26 protein-coding genes are annotated in these 22,945 nt (G+C 65.9%); 5 read left to right on the top strand and 21 right to left on the bottom strand.

The genetic code is table 11. The annotated features are described in order from the left end of the window. Positions 1 to 19: 19 nt before the first annotated feature. Positions 20 to 865: a coiled-coil domain-containing protein gene (locus KEG57_RS04875; RefSeq protein ID WP_272417743.1), complete on the bottom strand. Its 846-nt coding sequence runs from the start codon at positions 863 to 865 to the stop codon at positions 20 to 22. Positions 866 to 980: 115 nt separating this feature from the next. On the opposite strand from KEG57_RS04875, the gene KEG57_RS04870 reads away from it, so the two are divergent. Then, entirely contained in the window at positions 981 to 1,856 is an 876-nt protein-coding gene (locus tag KEG57_RS04870; RefSeq protein ID WP_272417744.1) for a hypothetical protein, read from the top strand. A 34-nt stretch (positions 1,857 to 1,890) separates the two neighbouring features. Here KEG57_RS04870 and KEG57_RS04865 read toward each other — a convergent pair whose 3' ends face one another. From KEG57_RS04865 to KEG57_RS04835, 7 genes are all read right to left on the bottom strand, one after another. Further along, entirely contained in the window at positions 1,891 to 2,637 is a 747-nt protein-coding gene (locus tag KEG57_RS04865) for a hypothetical protein (RefSeq protein WP_272417745.1), read from the bottom strand. Positions 2,638 to 3,712: 1,075 nt separating this feature from the next. Further along, the gene (locus KEG57_RS04860) at positions 3,713 to 4,348 is read right to left on the bottom strand and encodes a cyclase family protein (protein ID WP_272417746.1); all 636 of its coding nucleotides are present in this window, start codon (positions 4,346 to 4,348) and stop codon (positions 3,713 to 3,715) included. 233 nt (positions 4,349 to 4,581) lie between these two features. Further along, positions 4,582 to 5,295, bottom strand: a complete 714-nt coding sequence (locus tag KEG57_RS04855; protein WP_272458193.1) for a hypothetical protein — start codon at positions 5,293 to 5,295, stop codon at positions 4,582 to 4,584. A 25-nt stretch (positions 5,296 to 5,320) separates the two neighbouring features. Further along, complete coding sequence (locus tag KEG57_RS04850; RefSeq protein ID WP_272458192.1) at positions 5,321 to 5,782, bottom strand: hypothetical protein; 462 nt, start codon at positions 5,780 to 5,782, stop codon at positions 5,321 to 5,323. A gap of 82 nt (positions 5,783 to 5,864) precedes the next feature. Continuing rightward, the gene (locus KEG57_RS04845) at positions 5,865 to 6,167 is read right to left on the bottom strand and encodes a CPCC family cysteine-rich protein (protein ID WP_272458191.1); all 303 of its coding nucleotides are present in this window, start codon (positions 6,165 to 6,167) and stop codon (positions 5,865 to 5,867) included. Between the two features lie 540 nt (positions 6,168 to 6,707). Continuing rightward, positions 6,708 to 7,172 carry a hypothetical protein gene (locus tag KEG57_RS04840; RefSeq protein ID WP_272417750.1) on the bottom strand — a complete coding sequence of 155 codons (465 nt, stop codon included), beginning with the start codon at positions 7,170 to 7,172 and terminating at the stop codon, positions 6,708 to 6,710. A gap of 98 nt (positions 7,173 to 7,270) precedes the next feature. Then, on the bottom strand, positions 7,271 to 8,242 hold the full coding sequence (locus KEG57_RS04835; protein WP_272417751.1) for a PAS domain-containing protein: 972 nt from the start codon (positions 8,240 to 8,242) through the stop codon (positions 7,271 to 7,273). A gap of 693 nt (positions 8,243 to 8,935) precedes the next feature. Here KEG57_RS04835 and KEG57_RS04830 point away from each other — a divergent pair. The 3 genes from KEG57_RS04830 to KEG57_RS04820 are packed head-to-tail and all read left to right on the top strand — an operon-like array spanning position 8,936 to position 11,437. Continuing rightward, positions 8,936 to 9,538, top strand: coding sequence for a hypothetical protein (locus tag KEG57_RS04830; RefSeq protein WP_272458190.1), 603 nt, complete (start codon positions 8,936 to 8,938; stop codon positions 9,536 to 9,538). Beyond that, positions 9,535 to 10,221 (top strand): hypothetical protein, encoded by a 687-nt coding sequence (locus KEG57_RS04825; RefSeq protein ID WP_272417753.1) that lies wholly within the window; start codon positions 9,535 to 9,537, stop codon positions 10,219 to 10,221. The genes KEG57_RS04830 and KEG57_RS04825 overlap by 4 nt, the downstream gene beginning before the upstream one ends. Positions 10,222 to 10,228: 7 nt before the next feature. Then, complete coding sequence (locus KEG57_RS04820; RefSeq protein WP_272458189.1) at positions 10,229 to 11,437, top strand: hypothetical protein; 1,209 nt, start codon at positions 10,229 to 10,231, stop codon at positions 11,435 to 11,437. Positions 11,438 to 11,469: 32 nt separating this feature from the next. Here the strand turns inward: KEG57_RS04820 and KEG57_RS04815 are convergent, their stop codons facing one another. From KEG57_RS04815 to KEG57_RS04755, 13 genes are all read right to left on the bottom strand, one after another. Further along, positions 11,470 to 12,021, bottom strand: coding sequence for a hypothetical protein (locus KEG57_RS04815; RefSeq protein WP_272417755.1), 552 nt, complete (start codon positions 12,019 to 12,021; stop codon positions 11,470 to 11,472). A gap of 34 nt (positions 12,022 to 12,055) precedes the next feature. Beyond that, on the bottom strand, positions 12,056 to 13,057 hold the full coding sequence (locus KEG57_RS04810) for a hypothetical protein (protein WP_272458188.1): 1,002 nt from the start codon (positions 13,055 to 13,057) through the stop codon (positions 12,056 to 12,058). 33 nt (positions 13,058 to 13,090) lie between these two features. After that, positions 13,091 to 14,794, bottom strand: a complete 1,704-nt coding sequence (locus KEG57_RS04805) for a VanW family protein (RefSeq protein ID WP_272417758.1) — start codon at positions 14,792 to 14,794, stop codon at positions 13,091 to 13,093. A gap of 162 nt (positions 14,795 to 14,956) precedes the next feature. Next, positions 14,957 to 15,712 (bottom strand): trypsin-like serine peptidase, encoded by a 756-nt coding sequence (locus KEG57_RS04800; protein WP_272417759.1) that lies wholly within the window; start codon positions 15,710 to 15,712, stop codon positions 14,957 to 14,959. A gap of 15 nt (positions 15,713 to 15,727) precedes the next feature. Then, entirely contained in the window at positions 15,728 to 16,159 is a 432-nt protein-coding gene (locus KEG57_RS04795) for a cysteine peptidase family C39 domain-containing protein (RefSeq protein WP_272417760.1), read from the bottom strand. 59 nt (positions 16,160 to 16,218) lie between these two features. Beyond that, positions 16,219 to 16,656, bottom strand: coding sequence for a hypothetical protein (locus KEG57_RS04790; RefSeq protein ID WP_272417761.1), 438 nt, complete (start codon positions 16,654 to 16,656; stop codon positions 16,219 to 16,221). A 50-nt stretch (positions 16,657 to 16,706) separates the two neighbouring features. After that, on the bottom strand, positions 16,707 to 18,713 hold the full coding sequence (locus tag KEG57_RS04785; RefSeq protein ID WP_272458187.1) for a tyrosine-type recombinase/integrase: 2,007 nt from the start codon (positions 18,711 to 18,713) through the stop codon (positions 16,707 to 16,709). Positions 18,714 to 18,915: 202 nt separating this feature from the next. Further along, entirely contained in the window at positions 18,916 to 19,314 is a 399-nt protein-coding gene (locus KEG57_RS04780; RefSeq protein WP_272458186.1) for a hypothetical protein, read from the bottom strand. Positions 19,315 to 19,773: 459 nt separating this feature from the next. Beyond that, positions 19,774 to 20,691 carry a hypothetical protein gene (locus KEG57_RS04775; protein ID WP_272458185.1) on the bottom strand — a complete coding sequence of 306 codons (918 nt, stop codon included), beginning with the start codon at positions 20,689 to 20,691 and terminating at the stop codon, positions 19,774 to 19,776. Positions 20,692 to 20,697: 6 nt separating this feature from the next. Continuing rightward, a complete protein-coding gene (locus tag KEG57_RS04770) occupies positions 20,698 to 21,060 on the bottom strand; it encodes a hypothetical protein (protein WP_272458184.1) in 363 nt (120 codons plus the stop codon). Positions 21,061 to 21,457: 397 nt separating this feature from the next. Further along, positions 21,458 to 22,051: a sigma-70 RNA polymerase sigma factor region 4 domain-containing protein gene (locus tag KEG57_RS04765; RefSeq protein WP_272458183.1), complete on the bottom strand. Its 594-nt coding sequence runs from the start codon at positions 22,049 to 22,051 to the stop codon at positions 21,458 to 21,460. Beyond that, the gene (locus KEG57_RS04760; protein ID WP_272458182.1) at positions 22,048 to 22,311 is read right to left on the bottom strand and encodes a hypothetical protein; all 264 of its coding nucleotides are present in this window, start codon (positions 22,309 to 22,311) and stop codon (positions 22,048 to 22,050) included. The genes KEG57_RS04765 and KEG57_RS04760 overlap by 4 nt, the downstream gene beginning before the upstream one ends. Next, the gene (locus KEG57_RS04755; RefSeq protein ID WP_272458181.1) at positions 22,308 to 22,478 is read right to left on the bottom strand and encodes a hypothetical protein; all 171 of its coding nucleotides are present in this window, start codon (positions 22,476 to 22,478) and stop codon (positions 22,308 to 22,310) included. Before KEG57_RS04755 ends, KEG57_RS04760 begins: the two co-directional genes overlap by 4 nt. A gap of 24 nt (positions 22,479 to 22,502) precedes the next feature. On the opposite strand from KEG57_RS04755, the gene KEG57_RS04750 reads away from it, so the two are divergent. Next, on the top strand, positions 22,503 to 22,931 hold the full coding sequence (locus tag KEG57_RS04750) for a hypothetical protein (protein WP_272458180.1): 429 nt from the start codon (positions 22,503 to 22,505) through the stop codon (positions 22,929 to 22,931). The last annotated feature ends 14 nt before the right edge of the window (positions 22,932 to 22,945 follow it).

Here is a 22,945-nt window from a genome sequence, read left to right as displayed (position 1 = left end):
GAGACCCTTACCACGAGGTTCAAGACGATCGCTTCTTCGCCGTGAACTGGTTGTAGGTCATACGGATCGTCTCCTTCTGACCGCGGTTCAGATAGGGATCGCCATCGAGCGCCGCGATGAAATCCCCAGCGCCGCCGCCGCTCGCCGCTGCGGCCGCGGGGGCGGGCGTCTTCGCTGCTTCTTCGCGGGCTTTTCCGAGTTCGGCTTCGAGGGCCGTGGCCTTCTCCTGGGCTTCCTTCGCGGCCGCTTCACGCTCGTAGAGCTTCGCCTCGATCTCCGAGAGTTGCTTCTTCGCGGCGACGGCCCCCTCCTCGGCGGCCTTCTTCTGCCGCTCCACGTCGGCGAGCTTTTTCGCGGCGGCTACCGCCTCGGCGCGCGCGGCGCTCTCGGCCTTCGCGAGCTCGCTGATCTTCTGCTCGCTCGCGGCCGCTGCGCTGCGACCTTCCTCGGCGACCCGGGCGAGCTCGGCGATGGTCTTCTGCGCGACGTCGCCTTCGAAGGCCTTCGCTTCGAGCGCGCGTTTCGCTTCTTCCTGCAGCTTCTGCGCCGCGTCCCGCTCCTCTGCGAGCCGCGCGACCTCGGCCTCGCTCGCTTCGAGCTTCTGCCTCGCCTCGGCGGCCGCTTCGGCTTCCTTCTTCGCGGCCTCGGCCTCCTTCTTCGCGGCCTCGGCTTCCTTCTCGGCGGCGGCGCGCTGGGACTTCAGGTGGATGAGCTCGCTCGTCGCGCGCTCGCGATCTTTGCGCTCATCGAGGAGCTGCCGCTGCGCGGTTTTGAGGCGCGCGACGGTTTGTCGCCGGAGCAGCGAGAGCATCACGCAGAGGCCGAGGGCGATGAGGGTGAGCCAGTAGAGCGAGGACTGCGGCATCGAGCTTTGGGGTCTACGGTAACGGAAACGGCGCTTCGTTTCACCTCCCGCGGGGGAGATCGGCTCGCCTCGATCCTGTGGGAAAAATCCCGAAGACGGACTAGGCTCCGCCGCCATGTGGTGGCTGTGGATCGTCGCGCCGATCGCCGCGGGGCTCATCTTCGTGCTCACGGGGCAGGTCGACAAGCGAGCACTTTCGGCAATCGAAGCGTGGCGTGACGCGCTCGGCGCGCGGCGGACCGGGCAAGGCAAGGCCCGGGCGAAGGCGGCGGGCGCGAAAAAGAAGAAGGGCAAGGACACGCGTCCGAAGCGCGTGGGGAACCTCCCGCCCGTGCTCGGGCCGGTGGCGGAGCTCGCGGGCGGCGGGAAGTTGCTCGGCGATTACGAGATCGTGCCGAAGGTGGCCTACGCGCGGTTCGTCCAGGGAGACGTCGCGGGCAGCAGCGATCACCAGACGGTGATCGTGGCGCTGGAGGAGGCGGGCCCCGCGTTCACCGCGCGGCCGCTGCTGGTCGTGGACGGCAAACCCGCGCCGAACACGGGCATCCAGTTCCGCAAGCACCCGGAGTTCATGGAGGCGTACGTCGTCGAGGGATCAACGGCGGTGGCGAAAGCGATCGGCAAGTGGCTGACGCGACCGCTGCGCGATCTTCTGTGCGAGTCGGGCGAGGTGTGGGTGCGCGTGGAGGGGAAGGCCATGGCGCTCTCGATCTACGGGACGGTGCGCGAGGAGAAGATCGCGGCGCTGCTCGAGATCGCCGACCTGTTCGTCGCGGAGCACGGCGCGGCGGGCGGGCCGTCGCTGTTCGGTGAGGACGAGGAGACGCGCGCGGCGCGGCTCGCCGAGGACGAGAGCGACGACGAGGACGAGAGCGACCTCGAGGACGACGAGGACGAGGACGAGGACGAAGAAGAGGACGACGAGGAAGAAGAGCCCGCGAAGCCTGCGGCGAAGGCGCCGGCGAAGTCCTCGAAGTCGGCGAAGGGCTGAGGGGCCGGCGCCTAGATCCGATTGGGCGGGCTTGTCAAGCCTGGGCGGGGAGGGGTGCGTCCTCGGACGGGGCTCCGCTCTGCATGGCGGCGCGCGCGCGGTCGGCGCTCAGCTTGTCGATGTAGGCGAAGAGCGAGGCCTCGTAGTTGGCGGGCAGGAGGGAGGCTTCCTCTTCGAGCTCGTCGCGGAGCGCGTCGCGGAAGCGGCCGAGGAGGCCGAGGGTCGAGGCGCGGAGAGGGGCGGTGCTCGCGGCGTTCTCGGCGCACGCGAGGAGCTTGGCGCGCTCGCGGAGGAGGGAATCGATCGAATCGCCCGCGGCGAGGAAGTCCGTGGCCCAGGCGAAAAGGTTTCCGCCGCCAGGGGTGGTGATGGCCGTGAGATCGGGTTCGAGGGCGTCGAGCTGTTTGCGCGAATCGAGCGCCGCGGCGGCCTCGTCGATATAAGGACGGCGCAGAACGGCGAGCTGGGGGATGAAGGTCTCGCGAATGCGCTTGGCGGCGTCTTTCTTGGAAGGCGCGAGCATGGGGTGGGCCTCGACGGCAAGGCAGACGTAATGGATGGCGGTGCCAAGCCCGTCGTGGAGCCCGTCGGTGGACGCGAGCTCGGCGGCGAGGGGGGCCTGGGTGAGCGCGGGATCGGGGATGGATTCGATCTCGGTTTGCTTCTTGCGGAGGCGCGGCTCGTAGAGCTTGCCGGTCTTCGAAAGGCGCAATTCGTCGACGCGAGTATCGAGGAGATCACGGAGCGAGAGCCTGAGGTCACCGAGGGTCAGATTTCGCATGGTATGCCTGCCTTGTAAATTGACGGCACGGGTACAGACGAACGAGGGGCACGGAACGTCAATGGCAGGGCGGGCGAGCAAGAACTGGACGGTGCTGTTGGCAGGTGTGTGGGTTGGGACACGGATGGTTAGCGGATGGCAGGAGACGGGACGAACGCGAAGAACGGGAGTGTGCGTCGACCGCGAGATACAATCGGGGTACGGGCAGATGCCCGCGCCATACATGTCGCCGCATCCCTCGCATGCTCGCGGGATCCGCAGGGGACTATGAGCAAGCGTCGCTACGCGCCTGCCACATACGGCTATACGCGCTTGCCCTTCGGATCCTCTCCTGGCAGGCCGCGTTGTTGTCGATGGTATCGTCGTAGCCCCGGCGGCAGGCCGCTCGGAACCGTTCCGTGATGGGCTCCGGCTCAGGGAGGCTCCCGAAGATGCTCGCAAGGGTCCCCACCCCCTCGTAGCGCAGATCGCGGCAGAAGTCGTTCGCTGCGTCCGATCCCGTCTCGTACGCCTGCAGTTCGAGGTCGTTGGCCAGCGCAGAAGCGCCGGCGACCATGGACAGCGCCGCACAAACGATTCCGAGTATCATTGCTGATTTCATGTCACGTCTCCTTTTCGAGTGCTCGTGATCGTCGTCGACCTATGCGCTCTGCATTCTGCCGGGCGCATCGATCGTGATCCGATCCGTCACATGTCCGTTCACGAAGCAAGGCCTGTTCCGTGTGGAAGGTATGGCTAAAGGAGCCGACGAGGTGCATGAGCTGGAATCGATTGCCTAGGATATCCCGAGGCGCACGCAGGCGATGCTGCACGGCACGGTGCGAGGAGCGCTATGGACCTGGGCATCCTTGCGGTACGTTGCCGGCTGTCCGTCTTTCGTCTTGTAGCGGATGTCAATGAACAGCCGGGTTTCCCCGCGGCGGTTGGCTCCGCGCTTGGACCGGGACATTCAGTTGCAGGTGGGGGCACCGTCGATGAACAGCACCCGACCGGATTGGGTCGGGAGCACGACGCTGCCGCTCACGGGTGCATCGTAGAGCCCGGAGACCGGATCCCAGCGGTTCCACTTCCTGCATCAAAGCGAGAAGAGCAGCGCGCGCACGGGGCTCGCCTCGAGTGCGACCGGCAGAGGCGGGCAAACGAGCGTGTAGCTGCCCGTCGCGACGCCATCGAGATCGAGCGCGACGAGCGCGGGCAGCCCCGCGGTCGCAAGGCGGGTGTGGGCGGGGAAGGTCGTGGAATCGAGAGGGTCGAGGCTGTAGGCATCGAATCCGATAAGGACGGGGCGGCGAGCGAGCAGCGCGTCAATCGCCTGCGGATCCAGAAAGGCGAGGTCGACAGCGGGAGAAGGACCATGCCAGCAGGCGCTGTTGCGCGTGCGGAGGAGGAGGCGACTCCGGCGCGGGATGCGGGTGAGGTCGCCGAGGTCGGAGGCCTCGATGCGGTCCTTGGGGAGGCGCGCGAGATCCACGACGAAGGCGGGGCCGACGAAGGTGTCGGGCGGAAAGGCGGAGAGATCCGGCGCGCCGAGGAGGAAATGGGAGGGCGCGTCGAGGTGGGTGCCGACGTGGGCGTGAAGGTGGAGGCTGGAGACGTCGAGCGGGGCGCCGTCACGAATGCGCGCGAGGGGACGCAACTCCGGGGGTGGATCGCCGGGAAAAACGGGGGTTGTCGCGGCAAGGGGGAGCGAGAGGTCCTTGACGAGGCGCATGGCTTGCGAGGGTAGCCGGCCGAGCGGGGAGGTGTCGAGGGAGTCAGCGTGTCGAGCGGCTACCCTCGTGTGTGCAGCGCTCGAGGAACTGCTCGCGACGACGGAGGTACTCCTCGTGCGTCACGCGTGGATACGTTCCCGACACCTCGACATATCTTCATGAGCTTCCTGCGGGTCGAACGCTGGGCTGTGCTGCGGACGCGGGAGCAATAGGCGCGCCATATGCATCGCGCCTATAGCCCACGAGACACCCATGCTTCCAGTCCCGTGCGCTTTCGTGGAGCCATGCTCAGAGCGGGATTCGCGAGTACGTCGCGAATCATCGGCTCCAGCTCTGCGGCAACATCGTATATCCATGTATTCTGACCGCTCCTGGCATGACGAAGTGCCACCCAAACAATCTCCGTGGCAAGTCGCAATTGAACAACCTCGCCCGAGCGCAACAGTCCGCACAAACGCCGTGGCGCGATGGGAATATCAGCGAGAAGGCTCGCGGCGGTCTGCCAACGAATGCGCCCCGTCGTAGCAGCCTCGAGAAGAGCCGCCTCCGCGCTCGGAGGCCCGAGGCGCTTTAGGCCGTAGGCGGCACCTTCGCGAGATATCTGCTTGGGCGCATCGCGAAGGAGGGCGCAGAGATCCGGGAGAGCCCGTTCTCCAAGGATCTTCGCAAGCGCGGGACCGGCGTAGCTCTCCGCGAGCATCCCCGGTGCATTCAATAGAATCTCGCGTACTGTGGCGTAACCAAGCTCGTGGCCGATGCAACCGAGAAGGTGCGCAGCCAGCCAGGGCGGGGCCTCTTCGGCGCGATAGGCCTCTACAAGAGCGCTGGCAGCGTCGGCATCGGGCGTACGCCGCTCGAGCTCGGCCGCGACGTCCTTGAACCGGGCATGATTCGCAATTGCGGTGGTAACGAGCTTGGTGGACGTATCCGACATCATCGTCGACAACCTCGTGACTCTAGAACGTTGACGCTCAGCCGCCGGCGGAGCCGGTCGGCGGCGGGTTCGCCTCCGGCACTTCGATCCATCCGGTGCTCCAGCATCCGCCACAACGAGCAGCGCACCCAGAGAACTCAACGCTACCAGTACCGTTGCACGCCTCGCAATCGACGGCGCTCACGGGACGCGTCGGCCGGAGGAAGCTGAGTTGGGGATACCGCTCGCTGGCAGCGATCCGGGCCAAAAGGCGCCACTGGGGATCTGCCTCCGTCTCCCATTTGGCGTTCCGATCCCACACTTGGTTGGTCGAGACGATGAGAACATCGCCCTCCGTGGTGATCAGCAAGGCCCCGCCCATGTCGGCGTACACCGGAAGAGCTGAGGCCTCCCGGGCGGCATCGACCAGATCAGCGACCATCTTGCGCGAATCTGTCGACTCGAGATACCGAGACAGTTCCTCGCCAACCAGGGCTTGCTGCTCAGCCGTCAGCTTCATCGAGCAGCCTCTCGCAAGAGGCTAACGAAAGCTTCTGCCGCGGCGCAGAGCGCCGTCGACAGCAGGCGCTTGTTGGGCTGCGTCACGCATCCGCCTCCGGTGGCGACAGCGGCTCGTACCGAAATCTTCCGCGGTCATGCACGGGGAGAACGTGCACCAGCATTTCTGCATCACACGCGCCGATCTCGATGAAATTGGCCCTTGCTTGCCGCAGGGTCATCTTGTTGCAAAGGGAATACTCATCCAATTCATTGCCGATGAACGCGTCATCCTCCCAGAAGCATACGAGGCAGATGAGGCTCATGCCGCGCTCGGGCAGACTTATGTACCCGCAGCAAGGACATTGCTCACGCGGCGTCGTATCCTTTGGTTCGTACCACGGCATGAATTTCTCCGCTCGAGCTTCTCTGACGCCGACGCCCGAAGCGCCTGAAGCACGCTGCCGGGCAGCGTACCACGAGCAGGGCAACAAAGCTCAGGCTCAACCGTCGCCGATGACGATGGGGACGAGGCCGGAAAGGTCGATCTGCACGACGGTGGCAAATCGGATGCTTGGGAAGCAGACAAGGCGTGCAGCGCGACGAAGAATGGAGGGCGCCTCGGGCTCTCCAGTGATAGCGACTACAGCGGGTGATACCCAAGCCGTTGCGGCAATTAGCTTTTGAACCAATTTGGGCGAGTAGACAGTGGGGCCATACGAGCAACCTAACGGTGTAACTAGACCGCCGCCGCATAACCCCGCCTTCGCGTTGGTTAGCCCATTGCGGCCTCATGGCGCAACGCAGCGGGATAGACAGCGGCCGCACAACCCGCCTAAAGGTACGTGCGTGGGCCCGCCGCGCGGGCTCGAGATCGGAGAGCTGGACGAAGCCCCCTACGTCCATGGCGACCGAATCGCCCCCGTGCCTCCCATTCGCCTTTCCGTCTACTGGGCCTGCGTGTTCTGCACTGCCTTGCAGCCGCCGACAGGGCAATCGAGGATGTAGCTCGCCTTCTTCCCGCACCCCTCTGCGCCGAACGTATCGGCGTTGAGTGTCGAAAACTTGAGCTGCTCGGCGCTGCACGAAAGATCGAAGGTCGCCTGCTTCGTGATGATTGCCTTCACGTCGGTCCCTTCCGTATTCCCGCCCGGCGGGCTCACGTAGCGCCAGAGTTTGTCGCACCCTTCGGCGTAGTACGGCCCCGCGGGTGGCCCCGACGGGGATGCTGGACGCACCTGAATGGATTGTGGGTCGCACTGAAGATCCGTAGGAGCGCGCGCGCGCACCCCCTCGATCCCTCCCCCGCATGCGGGGAGCGCGATGAGCGCAAGGAAGAGCCAGACGGGGGGATGGTTCGCGCGCCGGTGCATCGAAATGCTCGCTTGTTTCGGTTCAAACAAGTTCATCATGCGCCCCGTATCATGTCCTTGCGACGGGCGAAAGGGGACTGCCAGAGCTGCCCGCGCGCACCAAGTGCCGGATGTAGGTCACCAAGACCCACGCGGGCTCACTTTCCCACGCGCGCGATTGCCCCCGGCCGCGCGATGGTTCCGAGCGCATATGCGATACCGCTTCGCAGCGTGCTGCGCGTGATGATCCCGGTGATGTCTGCGTTCATGTCGACGAGGGTCTGCGCGATGGCCGGCTTGATGCCGGTAAGCACCACCTGCGCGCCGAGCAGCCGCGTGGCCTGCGCGGCTTGCACGAGCGCCTGGGCCACCTGCTCGTCGATCTCCCGGACCCCGGTGATATCGATGATCACGATGGTCGCCGCGTGCATTGCGACGCCCGCGAGCAACGTCTCGAGGATCTGCTCGGCTCGTTCCCCTTCGATTGCGCCGACGAGCGGCATGGCCACGACCCCGCGCTCGATCGGCAGGAGCGGCGTGACGAGCTCACGGATCGTCTGCTTCTGGGCCGCGATGATCCTGTCCCGGACTGCGGCTTCTTGTGTCTCGAGTTGCTTGCGGGCGGTAACATCGGTGGCCGTCACGCCGATCGCCACGATGGTTCCCTGGTGGAAGATCGGAAACTTCAGCGTGAGGAAGACGCGTTCGCCCTGGGGGTGCTGGATCGTGTCCTCGGCCTCGACCGATTTCCCTGTCGCGAGGACCGTGGCGTCGGACGCCTCGATGACCTTTGCAAACTCAGGTGGAAAAAGGTCCCGATCGATGATGCCGAGCAGCTCTGCCTTCTCCATTCCAAAGAAGTTTGCGCAATGCTGGTTGACCAGGATGAGGCGCCCCTGCAGATCTTTGGCGTACATCGGCGAGGGGGCATGATCGACGAGCGCCTGGAGGATGTTGAGGTTGACGCCTCGCTCCTCTACGGCACTCCTCGGTCCGCTGGCGAGCGCCCCTCGCGCGGATTCGAGCTCCGCTTCGAGCGCGACCACGCGCCCCTCCAGCTCCTCGACGCGCGCTCGCCAGGCGAGCGCATCGACGGATGCTGCCATCTCCTTGTTCGCGTCTTCCGTCACGCGCGGCCCCTCCCTCCCGTCGCAGCTCATCTCGCACGGTAGGCTTTCGTCCGCGGCAGATCAAGACAGCTGGGTACTCTTGAGCTCGTGCGGCAGAAGTCCCTTCTGCCCCAACACCGAATCGCCACAGCGTGAGCGAGCGTTATCGGCGTCCAACCTCTACGGGGAATCCGAGTTCACCATGCGGGAGATGCATCCCTCATGGCTTGCGCCGAGGTCCCTCTGTGCTTCCGAGTCTTCTACGGGTTCCTCCATCGTGAGGGCATGCGACGATCGGAGGCGCCTCGCGTCACGTGGTCGACGCTTGATCTTGTGCGTACCCGCTTGCCGCTTCCACTTGCCGCTTCCGCTCCTGACTCCGCTACTTGCCTCGTCGCCGAGCCCCCGGCCGTGATCGGACTCCGTCGCTTGCCTCGCCGCCGAGACCCCCGCCCTGATCGGACTCCGTCGGGTGCCTCGTCCGCGAGACCCCGGCCCTGATCGGACTCCGTCGGGTGCCTCGTCCGCGAGACCCCGGCCCTGATCGGACCTCGTCGGGGCCTCGTCGACCAGGCACCCGACGAGGTCCGATCTCCTCCGGGGTCTCGTCGACGAGGCATCCGGGTGAACTTACCTTGTGCTGGTGTGTAGGTCCCGCTTCATGGCAGTGGTGATGCGTCGGAAGGCGCGTTACAAGGGTAGGGGGAGGATGTCGTGACCAGCGACAGCGAACGATTGTCGACGGCGATCCAGCTCACGGACGGCGCCATGGCGATGGACGGCGGCTCTCTCGTTCTTCACGCCGTGGACCAGGACGGAGCTCGGGTCGAGCTCTTCCTCGATTGGTCCATCCGGAGCCATCAGGAGGGCAAGACGCAGTTTTACGCAAACGGCCAGCCTGTCCCCCGAGGGTCGCCCGAAGAGGCTCGCTGGCTTTCGCTCATCGGGGGTGCGGTGCCAAAGCCGTCCAATTCACGGCCCACGCCCGAGGAGAAGGGCAGGGCCGGCAAGACCGTGATCTTGGCAGAAGACGCCGCCGGGTATTTCAATGCCATCGAGAAAGGACCCGCGTCCGCCCTCGCGCACCTGGCGAACCGCTTCGTCTCCCTGATCTCATCGCAGGCCTATAAGGAGGCCCGCGCGCCCGCTCCGCCGCAAGCTCCAGAGGATCGCGTCGAGTCGTTGTTGAGGGAGGGCAAGACGATGGCGGCCATTCAAGCTTTTCGTGAAGCTCACCCTCACATCGGGCTCGAGGCGGCCAGCAGGGCCGTGAAGGCAATGGCGGCAGAGATGGAGGAGGCTACGCTGCGGCGATGAGCGTCCCCATGGCAGAACACCTTTCTCGGACGGTCGATTATTTTCTGGTGCTGTCCCGCGCACGCGACCTCCTGCCAGATGCAAAGGCAGTTCTCGACGAGAGGGCTCTCGTGAGTCCCGACCGGATGGTCGAAGCATTGCGGATGTGCGGCACGACGCCAGCGTGGGCGACCTTCGATCCCGAAGATGCCTCGCACCTCGAACGGCTGATCGAGGCGGTCGACGGGGACGTTTATGTCGTTGGTGATTCCGCGTATTCGGCCGGCTTGCAAATGATTCACGTTCGACATGACGAATGGGATGACGTTCAGCTCGACGTCGATCTTGGTTTCGACGCCACGCTGATCGGAGTCACCGCTCCAGCCATCGTTCTCCTTCATCACGAAGGACTGTGCGCAGTCGTGACCGGCCTCAGAGCCCACGGGTCGCCAGAAGACGCGCGAGAGCTCGAACGACATCTGGTGGAGCAAGCCGAGCGACGACGTCGCGAAGCGCTGGAGCGCGTGCCACGGGGAGTGCGGGAGGGCATGCTGGCGATTCTCGAAGAGAAGAGGCGCGTGGATGCCATCAAGTATCTTCGAGCACAGCTCGGGTATTCGCTGGCGACCGCGAAAGACATCGTCGACGCCGTTCAACCGGGGTGGTGGACTTGCGGCGCGGATGGGCGACTTGCGACTCGATGAGGAAGCAATGGCCACGTACCCTTCCGACATCGAGGAGATCCCCGGGTTCATGGACTGGTTCGTGGGGGAGCCCGCCGCGTCCCGCGGGGAGCCGGCCGAGAGCGTCGAGGTTCATGGATTCGGTTGCTCGTTCTCTCGCTCGCTCACCGAAGAAGAGCGGGCCGAGGTCCTCGACTTTCTTCGCAGCCACGTCGACCCATACAAGGAGTACCGACTGATCGGAACCCTCTCGTTGCCTCTGGCGGAGATCTCGATGGAGCGCATCGATGAAATTCGCACCGTCGCGCGCGGGATCGAGGTCGCAGGCGGTCATGGCGGCCGCTGGCTGAGTTTGGAATCGAGGGTGATCCTTTGTTTCGGCACGCGTCGCGAGGCCGCCGAGAAGAAACTCGAGACGCTCGGGCCCAGGGTGTATGGCAGGCGGATCGTGGACAGCGACGGAGAATGCCTCTTGATCGGGCAGCTCCAGATTCCCCTCCGCGAGGACCTGGGGACGAGCGCCGAGGTCGAGCGGTACATCGCTCTCGCACGCAAAGAAATCGGCGACGACGAGTTCGAGGCCCCGCCGAGGTTTCTTGCCGAATTATCCATGCTCTTCGACGAGCGCGCTGCGGCCGAGGCCATGCGTCCGCGGTTCGGCGCCATCGGGCTCGGGACCAAGGTCGTCGAGGAAATCCACAAAATGGTGCGCTCGACGGTCGTCGCGTGGCAACAGGCCTGGCTGGTGACGTCGGGGCGTGTCGAAGAGCTGATGCGACCGGGCGTGCTCTCCACGGCGGGATTCCTGGGAGAGGCGGAGCGCCTCGGGGACGTGCTGAAGGAGGACGCGAGCACGCTGGCAGCGCTGGGGGTCACCCCCGCCGATGTCGCTGGCCGTATTCGCGAGATCGTCCGTGCGGCACTCGGCTCTCGGAAGAGAGAGTGGGAAGAGGGCGGTGACGTGATCGGCAGGTTTCGTGTTCGATTGAGGCACTGGGGCGGATATCAGCGATGCCCTTGGCTTTGCACATCCAATACCGCCTGGGGTTCGTTCGATTTCATGATCGAGAACCGCCGCACGGGCGCGAAGCTCGAGGGACCCGGCCTCATCGTGCACTTGATCGCCGAGCATGGCTTTTTCGAGGGCAAGGAGAGCCCCTACCGCGTGGACCCCAGGCATGCGGCGGAGGTCCTGGGGCTCCCGCGCACCTTCTGGGATCGGCTCTTGCGGCGCTAGAACATCGATCGGTTTGACAACCGCTCGATGTTCTAGGCGCGCCGTCCGCCGACGGCAGCGTGTAGCCGACCGAGCATGACACGCCCTCGTTCGATGAGCGCTTCGTGCTCGGCGGAGAGGACGAGCATGCCTTCGTCCTCCACCGCGCCAGGGATGTGAGGCGCGAACTCCTCGGCGAGCCCCTCCTCGGCGATCTCCGCGAGGTATTCGGGCTGTTCGGTGCAGCGCAAGGCAGTCATGGCGCGGCGAAGTTTCGGGACGGAGTTCTCCTTCAACGCCTCCTCGGCTTGATGGAGCGCCGCCTCGATCACCGACGGAATGAGCGCCGGCCAGTACGAGCGCAAACGCTGCTCGGGCGTCTGCTGCTTCTTCTTCGCGAGCGAGACGTAATTTGCGAGATCGCCGAGCTGCTGAACGATCACGGTCAATCCGCGGTTCGAGGCCTTCCGGCGCAGCGATCGGAGCTTCGAGCTCACCGCCTCGAAGTCGTAGCCGGCAAAGTCTGCATCGCGCGCCGCGTGGTATTCGCTCCAGAGTCGACGGGACTCTTCTTCAAAATCCAGGGGGACGTCCGATTCCTTCATTTACGTCGTGAGCTATTCGTGATGCGGCGCTAGGTCAATCGTCCCGCACGAGCAGCTTCCGCAAGAGCTCCAGCGGATGGAAGCCGAGCATCTCTTCGAGCTCTCCATGCTGCGCGCTCTTCGCCGCCCGATCCCACAATCGCTCGATCGACCCCGCCACCACGCCATTCGAATCGACCCGCTCCATCACCTTGCGCACCGCCAAAAACGCCGCCCGGCTCGCGTCGATCCCCAGCGGAATCGCCATCGGCGCAGGCAACGGCGAAAGAATGATGTCGCGCACGAACGCCGCACGCGCCCACGCGCCGGGGCTCGGGTCCACTTCGAGCGCGCGGAACGTCGCCGTCTCCGCATAACAGCCGAACGCGATCGGCCCGACACGATCCTCGATCGCATGCGACAGGTGCCGGTAGTCGCGGCGCCAGTCGCCCGAGAGCAGGCCCATGTCGCCGCGGATCTCGTCGGGGCCGAGGATCAAGCTGATCCCATCCTGACCACGACGCAGCGCCACGCTCGTCCAGAGCTCGCCGCCCTCGAAGATGCCGAGCACCATCGCCTTGCCGATCGGACACACCGCGTCGAGGCTCGTGCGCACCATGCCCGACGTCGGGATCGGCACGCCGCGCAGGCGCAGCGGCCACGCCGAGAGACGGCCCGCCGCGAGCTCGGTTTGCGCGAGCGAGAAGAGCGTGACCGTCTGCGCCGCGAGGTCGTCGCCCTTGCGCGAGCGCGAGGCGAAGCGCTCCATGATCCGTTCGAGCGTGCCGCTCTCGAGCACGATGCAGAAGCTCGCGTCGTTTCGCTTCGCGAGCTCTTCGGCCGTCATCGGCCACTCGATGTCCTCGATCCCGAGGCGGCCCACGTTCGTGTGCAGGAGCTTGCGCAGGCGGCCGCGGTCGTGGATGGCGATCACGCCGCCGCGCGGGCGGTTCGGATCACGCAGCTCGCCCGTGGTGCGACGCGGCCGGAAGAGCGACAGGACGCGGACCCAGTCCGTCGCGGTGAACCCCTCGAAGCGTACGTGGGGGGAGAGCACGGCGGCGGAGGGTACCCCGACGCGTGGAGGTTGTCAGGTCCCGCTCTCGGCCGCGGGCTTCTTCTTCTTGCGCTTCTTCTTCTTGCCCTTGTCGTCCTCGGGCTTCTTGGCCTTGCCCTCGTCCTTCGACTCCGCCGAGGCAGGCTGCGCCGCCGGCGCCTCGCCCTCGCTCGCGCCTTCGGCCGTGTCCTTGCTGCGGTAGTGCGAGAAGCCGAGCTTCTCGTAGTAGCCCGGCTTGCCCGTCGGTCCGGGCTCGCGGCTCTCGATCGTGCCGCCACCCGGCTGGGCCTCGGTGACGCCCGGCGTGCGGATGTCGGGGCCCTGCGTGACCACGAGGTACTCGTCCACGACGTACTCGGGGTGCTCGTCGTCCTTCGCGTTGACCTCGAGCTCCTTCGGGCCCGTGCCGACGTTGATGATCTGCGCCGTCGGCGGGTACGAGTCGCTCCACTTGTAACGAAGCGCGTGCGCGCCGTCGCGCACGACGCGCGAGCTCGTGGTCTTGAAGCCGGGGATGCCGCGCTGCGCGAGCACGCGCATGCCCTCGGGGAGTTTTGGTGTTTGGCGCTCGACCTCCTCGAACGGGAGGACCTCGTCGATGCGCCGGAAGTACGTGACCGTGTGGCGGCGCTCGGGACCGAGGATCTCGGCGCGCACGACGCCGTTCGAGACCGTCTCGTGCAGGACGATCGGGAAGTCGAAGGGGTTGCGGAAGCGGAAGCTGATCGTCGGGTACACGACGGTCGCGTCGAGACCAAGCTTGATGTAGGAGCTCGGCCGCGAGTGCGGGTAACGCTCGACGATGTCGAGGCCCGCGAAGAAGGCAGCGCCGTGCAGCGTGCCGGAGATCTGGCAGGTGCCGCCGCCGAGGCCGTCGACGAGCTCGCCTTGCGCGATGACGGTCGCGACGCGGTAGCCGTGCGCCTCGTCGCGCGGGCCGACGACGTCGTTGAAGTCGAAGACCTCGCCGGGCATGACGACGGCGCCGTCGAGCTTCGAGGCCGCGAGGCGCAGGTTGTACGTGCGGTCCTTGGTGCGCTCGCCTTGCGTGTAACGCGTCTCGAAGTAGCCGAGCACGTGGCTGAACTGGACGTTGCCCATCTGCTCGGCGCGGCGCTTCGGCGGGACTTTTTCCACCGCGGCGGCGACCTCGTCCGCGCCCTGGCGGAAGGCCGCGTCGATGCGCGCGATCGTGCCGTAGACGTCGAGCCGGTGGCCGTCCTTCTCGGGGACGAGTTTTTTCTGCGCGAGGTCGACGTACGCGTCGGTCGCGGCCGCGTCGAGCTCGCTCTTCAGCGCGAGGAGTTTGTCGACGGCGGCCTCGGCGTCGAGGATGAGCGGCAAGGGGACGTCGAGCGGCTTGCCGGGGTTCGTTTCGTCGTGCGCGCGGCGGAGGGGGCTCTCGGGGCGAAGCGCCTCGCGCACGAAGCCGGCGAGGCGGACGCGATCGATCTCGGCGCCGAGTGCACCGCGGCGGATCTTTCGGCCCGTGCCGTCGGGCAGCTTGATCGTGATCTCGCCGGCGGCGTACCTGCGCACGAGGTCGAGCGCGTTCGCGACCGGGTCGCCCTGCATCGGCACGGCCATGCCGGCGACGCGCAGCTCGGGCGTGGGATGCACGACGGGCGTGTCGGGCGCGGGCGGCAAGAGCAGCCACGTGATGCCGAGTCCGGAGGCGATCGCCACGGCGGCCATCGCCGCGTAACGTTTTACCTCGGAGGATCGCGGGGCTCGCATCGCTCCGGCATCTTGGAAAGAGAGGCGGGGCGCGTCAAGAAAGGGAAGTGTTGTTCGGGGGAGTCAGCGGTCGGTCCCACACGCCGCGCTCATCCTCCTTGCGCTGGAGCATCGCAGTCATCGCGTCGTGCAGCCCGTTCAATGCTCTGGCAGCGGTGTGCATCACCCCCGAAGGAGATCGAGAAGAGGTGCCACCTTCGTCGCAAGGATCAGCTTCTCGTCTGGGCACCACGTCGTAACGATGCCGACGAGCAGGCAGAGATCGGGCTTCCACGCGTCGACACGCTGCCCGCTCGCGCCGATGCGCCACACTGGGCTACCCGAGAGGCCGTGGGGATCAAGCCAGTCGGCGGCGTTGCCATCGCGCAAGAACATGTTCGTGGGATCGAAGTCCATCGCGAACTGGAACGGCTTCATGCTGGCGGGAAGCTCGTCCTCTCGCAGCATGACCCCGTACGGAAGCGACTGTTTCGCGAGGCTGCCAAGGAGCGGGCTGAATCGCGAGCGGACTCCAGGGAAGCCATGTACGAAGAGATAGTCCGTCGAGAGCTTCTCCTCGTAGGGATCGATGCGCTCCTTGGGCCAGAACGCGAGCCCATGGGTGGGGTACTCGGCGGGGAGGAAGTACGCTGCCACGTCGAACTCGTCGTCGATACGGGCAGGATCGCCGTGCAACTCGAAAGGTGCCTCGCCACGCACCGCAGTGACGGCGAACCGTCCACCGCTCCGTGCCTCACGGACGACGTGCGCTGCTGTGATGATGATGTTGCGACCAGCGACCGCGCAGCGCAGCGCGGACCCGACGTGACGACCGGTGTCATCTTCGATGGCAACGAAGCCAGCGATGTGCGGGTACGTGTGCAGGGCCATCGGCTCGATGGTCGATTGGACGAACCTGATCTTATCCTGGACATCCATGGATCGTCGATCTCCTCATCCAACTCGCCACAGGACACCATTGTACGCTCGTGTCCATCGCTCGAGGAACGTCGCCCGCTTCATCACCACGACCGCGCCAACTGACGGTTCTGCTTCCGTTCCAGCAGGATCACGTAGGCGGACGTCAGTCGAGCCGACCTCATCGACGATGACGAAGTGTCGCGAAGGCATCCGCAGTAGGGCGATGAAGGGTGCTTTTCCTGCCAGAGCGTCAAGGTCTTCGGGCCGAACTCCGCCATGTCTATAGGTCGCGCCAGGATGGAGCACAGTGAGGGCGTCGGCTAATCCGTCCAGAAGCATGGGCATCTCTGGGTGGTAACCTGCGATGTCGCGGATGGTCGCCTCGGGCACGTCGATCTGCGCCTCTAGCAAGATCTGACGCACGCAGGCGGCGCCGCATGACATCGGCAGTTCCTGCCGGACCATGAGAATGGTCGGTTCTCGACACATTGTTCAGGTCGCGCTGATCTCGATATGTCGTTCGATCAACGACCGACCTCGGCAGAGAGCATGCCTCGATCGCGGTAAACTCGGAGGATAAACTCGACCGCCTGGGTGAGGGTAGCAACGGTGACTTCTTCGTCGGCAAAGGGTCGAACGCCAGCAACCGCTGCGGTGAAGTGCCCTTCGGGCTCCTCCAAGATCATGAAGGGGCGCTCGAAGCCTCGAATGCCGCAGTCAAGGAAGGCGCTCGTGCCTCCCAGGATGTGAACGCGCTCCCCTGGGCCACGCCCACAAGCAAGCCCTGCCTGCGACAGCTTTGCGAGTGCCGCGTCGACCGTCAACTCCGCAGGCAACGTCGCTCGAGCTGCATGGCCGGAGATCACACGGAGGCGATCAATACCCCTCCTCAACCATGGGTTGCGAAGGAGATCAGGTAACAGGAACAGGCTGCTGGTCGGCATCTCCGTGGAATGCGCCATTTCCGTCCTTCTCTATCGTTCCTGATCTCACCACACGTTCGGCACTGGGATCATGCATCCCGGTTGGGACGTCGGTCAACCCTCGTCCTGTGCGCTGTACCGCGCCTCGGAGCAACCAAGGACTTGGCTGCGCACGACGTCGCCATCCGCGCGGCCATCGCCGCGTAACGTTTTACCTCGGAGGATCGCGGGGTCCGCATCGCTCCGGCATCTTGGAAAGAGAGGCGGGGCGCGTCAAGCGAACGGCTCGATGCAACAGTGTTGCAAAAGCATCCGAGGTCGTTTAGAAGGGACGTCGTGGCACGACGGTGCGTTGGTCGACCGTCGTGCGTCACGCCGCTCGCGGGGGCGCGGGTTCCCGGACCCCTTCTTCCCCGCGCCTCCGCGGGCGTTTTCTCTTTCTCCTGTGCTTTCGCGGGTTTGTGCGATCCCGCGTGTCGCCGGGGCTGCTGCCGTTGCGAAGCTTGGGCCGAAACCTTTTGGCGCCACGTCATCGCCGTGTGCGGTCGCTCGGTCATGTCACCGGGGTTGCGCACCAGTCGGGGCGGGGGGAGAGGAGCGAGGCCGACGAGCGCTGCAAGCTCAGGAATCGCGCGGACGCTCGGCGCGAGGTCTCCTAGCTCCGTCTCGGCCCACCGGCGCGAGGGACGTTGATACCCCTCTAGCGCGTCGAGCGTGTGTCCCGTCCGATCCGTGATCCAGGACAACGGGCGCCCCTTGGCGAGAGAGTACGTGCAGAAGAGCGCGCGGAGGTCGTGCTCTTCATGCGGCCATGAGTGCTCGGTCCGTGTGAAGAGCGAGGCGCGGCGGATCCCCGCGTCCCAGATGGCAACGCGGATCGTCTCGGCCAGGTTCGAGCCCGACAAGGGACCGCCGTTTGCTCCGACAAACAAGGGTGACGTCGGCCCGAGTTGCTCTCCCTGTTTCCGACGATAGGTGAGCCATGCGCGGATCATCGCGGTGTCGTCGGCGTCGAGCGCCCACGAACGCGGATCGCGATCCTTCGTCTTGCAGAGCGTGATCGTGGCGCGCTCGCCCTGGAACGTGATCGACGCGAGGGTGAGCCGCGACGCGTCCGCGTAGCGCGTCCCCTGCCGCGCTTGCCACGCCATGAAGACGCGGAGCCACACGGGGATCGCGCGGCAGGCGAGCACGGCGTGCTCCTCGCGGGGCATGAGGATCTGTCGTTCGAGCTTCGATCGGCCTTGCGGAACCCAGCGCGGCGGCAGCGGGTTCTCTTTCGCCCACCGAAGCGGAAACACGGCATAGGAAAGGAGCTGCCGCACCGTCATGGCGATCCGAGCCCGATACGTCGGCCCGATACGCGTCGGGATGGCCGAGAGCGCCGCCTCCCCATGGTCGAGCGTGAAGCCGCGAACCGGGACTTTCGCCAGCACAGGGAGCACGTGGGCGAGGGCGGGACGATCGGCCGCGTGACTCTGCTTTGCGCGCACGCGGCCCGGAAATGCGGCGGCGAGTTTTCCAGCCATCCAAAGCTCGGCCACGTGGCCGAAGGTGCCCGGCGTCGTGCCCGGGCTCGGCGCGAGCAGGGCGGCGCGATCGGGCGAGAGGCCCGGCGTGATCCAGTCGGCCGAAGGTGCGTCTTGCGGCAGGGCGGCGCGGCCGTCGGCGGCGAGGCGGGCGAGTCGAACCGCGGCGCGCGCGGCGTCGTCACTCGGGGCCGAGACGATGCCGCCGAGCACGGCGGCAAGCTCGTTTGCGGGGCGTCTCGCGCCGAGCAGCAACTCCATAACTTCCCGCGCCGCGTCGAGTCGCGTCTCAGGCAGGGCGGCGAGCGACCGCGCGAGAGGTTCGAGCGTGGCATGGGGAAGCGCTCGACCGTCGCGGGCGAGCGTGGCGATCACGTCGCGGTAGCGTCCGGCGCGCGTGGTCGCCTCCGGTGTCTCGGTTCGTCCGAGCGCCGAGAGGCGGATCGTTGTGCGCTTTCCGGCGAGGGTGATCCGGACTCCGTAGCCGTTCGCGCGGAAGCAGGCTTCGCCGGTGATCGGCCGCCCGCCCCGGGAATTTGTCCCGTCGTTTGTCGTGGTGCTAGTCAAGGTGAGCCTCCGGCCCATCGGTTGTGGGTTTGGGGGTAGGCGCCTCTCTCCGGTTCCAGCGGGGGGAGGCGCCGCTTGTCTTGCCGTGAGCCTCGATCATCCGGCCGAGTCCGCTCGGCTGCAAGCGGTGATTAGAGAACGCGGACCTTGATTGTCCGACCACACTACTCTGCGACGTGCCCGTTTTAGCCCCACCTCGTCCCTATCCCTTGGTTTCCCATCCCACAACGAGATCGTCTTCCAGCGTGACGCGCAAGCCGTATCGGTTCTTGCCCAATTGATGGTACTTGAATATATGGCGTGTCTGTTTCGCAGTCACCCGCTCGTCAATGTCAAGTGGCTCGCCCAACGCTTCGATCACCATCTCCCGTGTCGCGCCCTGCCATATCGTTCCGTCAATAATTCGCGTCGCATCCCGTTCGCCAAATCTGCTGATTAGGTCTTCGAGGCGAGCCGCTTTCTGCTCGGCTTCCCGTTGGGCGATTGCCTGCAAGCGCGCCTGCTCCCGTCTCTTTCGTAGTCGGTCTCTCGCCGACAATAGTGCAGCCGCTATCGCCGTGGCAATGCCGAATGTAACGACAAATGCGATCATTAAGTCCATTTTTTTTTGCCTCAATCCCGCCAATAGGCACTCGCTCGACAGTTACAAGAACGGCAATGTGTCTGTCAAGTCGCGTTGCAGGCTCCGGTACTGCGTTGGCTCATAACCACCGAAGTAAGCAGGTCGAGCAGGTCGTCGTCGGCTGCCGTGCTGGTCGCCGGGCCCGAGGTCGAGCAGGTCGAGCAGGTCGTCGTCGGCTGCCGTGCTGGTCGCCGGTCACTTCCCGTTTGCTCGCGCGAGACGGGCCCGTGCTGCGATCGGGCGTGCCCGGGTAGCGGCGCCGCCTCTCGATGCGTCCTTGCCCCCTTGGCGGCTGTTCTAAAGGGCATCGTGGCAGGGCTGCGGAGCGAGGGGCGAGCATGGTCGTGTGTGACAATGTGTGTATGGGTAAGCAGTTCCCCACATTGGGGCACAAACCTAAACTTTGCGGCTTGGCAGGGGCCTGGCATCCGAGAGCAATCAAGAGCGCGGCACGTTCGCTTGCTTCAAAACGGGGCGTCCCCAGTGGTCCGTGGTAGCCATGCGAGCTTTTCGCAGAGCTACCAGCGCAGGAATGTCGTCGTGGATCGCGGGCGGAATGCGATATAACTCGTATGGCGAAATCTTCGCGAGTTGATCCGGATCCGCCTTCGATAGCGCGAGGTGAAGCGCCTGGCGGTCCCCTTTCGCCAGACCAGGGGCGTAGTACGCGCCGATCGCAGCCAGCACATCGTCACTGGTGATGGACTCCGCGTACTCGGTCTTCGTCCTCTCCCTGGATCCATCATCCCTCCCTAATAGTCTCCCATCATCTCTCCCTAATAGTCTCCCTTCGTAGTCTACTATAGAGGGAGAACTATAAGGAGAGTAGGTGCGCGGTACGCACTCCGGCGAGGTGCGCGGTACGCACTCCGGCGAGGTGCGCGGTACGCACTCCGGCGGCGACTCATCCGCGTCCTTCATGGGTGCGTGACGCGCACGGGGGGGACTATCCGAGTCCGGAGCCCTCTGTGTGCGGCGCGCGCGGTTCACCTTCTGCTTTGGGCTTGCAGGCGTTGGGGGAGGCAATGCCGCATCATAGACGAACCGCACAATCGTACCAATGAGGAGATCGCCCTCTAGACGTATGTTCGTCACGCCTCGTGCATTCAATACGTATATGGTCTTTCGGACAGTCTCGGTTGACATGTAGGCGCCTGCGACCTTGGCAAGGGTCAACCCGTGCGTACTCTCGATGGCCCCATCCCTATTGGCCTTTCGGACGAGTGTTTCCAGCACGATCGCCTGCACGAGAGCCGACGCACTCGGCTGAGTTTCAAGACGACACGCGCCCATGTGCACGCGTTCAAGCGCGACGAACGTGAGCGCCGCGGCCTTCGGCGTCGATGTCTCGGTCATGGCCGATCACCTCCTGCTCCGACGCCGCGATGCAGGCGCATCGGACGCAGGCTGATCCGTGAAGGTGAAGCCGAGATCGGAGCCGAGCTTCCGCGCGGCGGAGTCCTCACTCTCGGGGCTCGGCTCGGCGGCAAGGTCCGTGTCGTTCTCGACGGGATGCTCCTCCCTGTTGAGGTTCGGAGGCGCCGCGCCGAGCGCGCGCAAGTAGGCGATCATCGCCTCCGTGTCGACCATGCGGAGTTTGCCAATCGGGGTGACAGGCAGCGGGAATCCCGGCGCGCGGACCAGTGCAAGGTAACGATCCCGCGGGATCCCGAGCAGGTCGAGCGACGTTCTCTGCGATACGAACGCGGCGCGCGGAGCGACCATGGTGATTACACCGACGGGAAGCTCGATCGCGACCGTGGGGGGGGCGAAGGGCTGGCGAGAAGATGCATTCGGCATGCGCCCCACCGTACGGGGGCAATCCGCGCTCGTCTAGCCTTTGGCTTGAACAGCATACCAGCGGACGCCGCCAAACGTCAACGGTTTTTATGTCAGCAGGCGATAGGCGTGTCGCCGTCGTTCCCCGGGGTTTTTGCCGCGTTGTCAACATGTTTTCGCGGCGCCCCGTTTTGATTCACGGAATGCATCTAACTGCAAGCGAAAAGATTGCGCTCCCAGGAAAAACGTAGGTTGGGTCGTGATGGTTGTTGGTTGTGATGCGTGTTGCTTTGACCGGATACTGAGACGATCGGGCGCCCAGCGGAGGGCGCCCTCTCGACGTTCAGCGCTTCCGCTTCCGCTGCTTCCACGTGGGGCGTGGAGCCTGCTTCGGGGCGGGAGCCGCGCCGAGCTTGCGGAGGGCGGCGCGGAGCTTCTTCTCGTGGGCGTGGTACGTCGCCCGCGGTTGCCCGACGGCTCGCGCCGCATCCGACCCGATGAGCCCGCGCGCGGCGAGCGCCACGACGTGGGCGACCTTCGGACTCGACGCCATGACCCGCGCGAGCAGGTCCGCCGCCTCGATCGCCTGCATTGGATCCGGCGACAGGAGGATCGGCACTGATCGGAGCGAGGACACGGGATCCTCGCGTCCTGAGCCGCGCCGCGAGAGGTTCATGGCGTGAAACCACGCCGTTGTGCGGGCGAAGCCACGCAGGGCCGCATCGGGCGGCGTGCGCTCCCCGCCGCGGACACGTCCCTCGTTCAGGGCTTCCCACGTCGTGATCATCGTGTCCTGCACGACGTCGTCCACGTGCCGCCGTTCCACGCCGATCACTCGGGCATGACGGAGGAGCATCGGGCGCATGGCCTCGATGTCCCCCGCGTCCGCCTCGACAATCGGCGCGCCCCCACCGGGGGAGGCGCGGTAGCGGATCACGGCGCCGCACCGGGAAGCCCGAGAAGGGCGGCCAGATCCACACGCGTCACGCGCGCCACCTGGGCGGCGAAGTGCACCGACGGGCGGATCTCGCCCGCGATCACCGCGTGCATGTAGCGCCTGGCGTAGCCGAGGCTCCGCGCGGCGATCCGCACGCTCGTCCCTCGGGCGAAGCGTTCGAGTCGTTCCCGGACTCGCGCGGCCTGTTCGTCCGTCAGCACCGCGGGGGTGCTCGGCGGCTCTTTCTCGTGCTCGCTCACGATGCACCCCCCTTCCGCTTCGGGGGCGTCACGAGGACGAGGGCGGGCGCCTTGCGGGGCGGCGCCTTTCCGGAGAGCGCGTCCTCGACCGTGAGCCCGACGGCGCGGGCGATGCTCCGCGCGAGCGCCATGTGCCCGGGCTCGGTCCCGTCCATGAACGCGAGCACGACGGAACGCCGGAAGCTCAGGAGGTGAGCGACCTTCGTCCACGTTCCGTGCTCACGGTGAAGGTGTCGAAGCAGGGCGCGGAGGTGCGACCGCTGGATCTCGATCAAGCCTCCGGAGTAGAGAGGCCGATCCATGCGAGCGGGGCGGGTCATCGGGCACCCCCCTTCCGCCGCATCGGGATCACGTTCGTCGGAGCAGACGACGACGCGGGCGCAGACGACGACGCGGGCGCAGACGACGGCGCGGGACCGAGCGCGGCGAGGGCGGCGAGCCATCGCGCCGCACCTTCATGGTCCCCTGCTTCATCGGCGGCGAGCGCACGGGCGGCGAGGCGCGCGCGCATCGGGTCCACGCTCGTCTCCTGCACGGGCGCAGCCGAGAGCGCGGAAAGCGGCGGCTCCGCGTTCGGCGTGGACGAGGACGAGGACGAGGGCGGGAGCGTTTTGGCGTGATCGGCGCCCGGTTC

The sequence above is a fragment of the Polyangium jinanense genome (assembly GCF_028435365.1).
The sequence above is the reverse complement of the archived record's forward strand: the minus strand, read 5'-3'. Positions and strand labels throughout refer to the sequence as shown.

Bases quoted from the DNA above. Each gene is read 5' to 3' on its own strand.
- KEG57_RS04875 (WP_272417743.1), bottom strand. From the start codon at position 865: ATGCCGCAGTCCTCGCTCTACTGGCTCACCCTCATCGCCCTCGGCCTC.
- KEG57_RS04870 (WP_272417744.1), top strand. From the start codon at position 981: ATGTGGTGGCTGTGGATCGTCGCGCCGATCGCCGCGGGGCTCATCTTC.
- KEG57_RS04865 (WP_272417745.1), bottom strand. From the start codon at position 2,637: ATGCGAAATCTGACCCTCGGTGACCTCAGGCTCTCGCTCCGTGATCTC.
- KEG57_RS04860 (WP_272417746.1), bottom strand. From the start codon at position 4,348: ATGCGCCTCGTCAAGGACCTCTCGCTCCCCCTTGCCGCGACAACCCCC.
- KEG57_RS04850 (WP_272458192.1), bottom strand. From the start codon at position 5,782: ATGAAGCTGACGGCTGAGCAGCAAGCCCTGGTTGGCGAGGAACTGTCT.
- KEG57_RS04845 (WP_272458191.1), bottom strand. From the start codon at position 6,167: ATGCCGTGGTACGAACCAAAGGATACGACGCCGCGTGAGCAATGTCCT.
- KEG57_RS04840 (WP_272417750.1), bottom strand. From the start codon at position 7,172: ATGATGAACTTGTTTGAACCGAAACAAGCGAGCATTTCGATGCACCGG.
- KEG57_RS04825 (WP_272417753.1), top strand. From the start codon at position 9,535: ATGAGCGTCCCCATGGCAGAACACCTTTCTCGGACGGTCGATTATTTT.
- KEG57_RS04820 (WP_272458189.1), top strand. From the start codon at position 10,229: ATGGCCACGTACCCTTCCGACATCGAGGAGATCCCCGGGTTCATGGAC.
- KEG57_RS04815 (WP_272417755.1), bottom strand. From the start codon at position 12,021: ATGAAGGAATCGGACGTCCCCCTGGATTTTGAAGAAGAGTCCCGTCGA.
- KEG57_RS04805 (WP_272417758.1), bottom strand. From the start codon at position 14,794: ATGCGAGCCCCGCGATCCTCCGAGGTAAAACGTTACGCGGCGATGGCC.
- KEG57_RS04800 (WP_272417759.1), bottom strand. From the start codon at position 15,712: ATGGATGTCCAGGATAAGATCAGGTTCGTCCAATCGACCATCGAGCCG.
- KEG57_RS04795 (WP_272417760.1), bottom strand. From the start codon at position 16,159: ATGGTCCGGCAGGAACTGCCGATGTCATGCGGCGCCGCCTGCGTGCGT.
- KEG57_RS04790 (WP_272417761.1), bottom strand. From the start codon at position 16,656: ATGGCGCATTCCACGGAGATGCCGACCAGCAGCCTGTTCCTGTTACCT.
- KEG57_RS04780 (WP_272458186.1), bottom strand. From the start codon at position 19,314: ATGGACTTAATGATCGCATTTGTCGTTACATTCGGCATTGCCACGGCG.
- KEG57_RS04775 (WP_272458185.1), bottom strand. From the start codon at position 20,691: ATGACCGAGACATCGACGCCGAAGGCCGCGGCGCTCACGTTCGTCGCG.
- KEG57_RS04770 (WP_272458184.1), bottom strand. From the start codon at position 21,060: ATGGTCGCTCCGCGCGCCGCGTTCGTATCGCAGAGAACGTCGCTCGAC.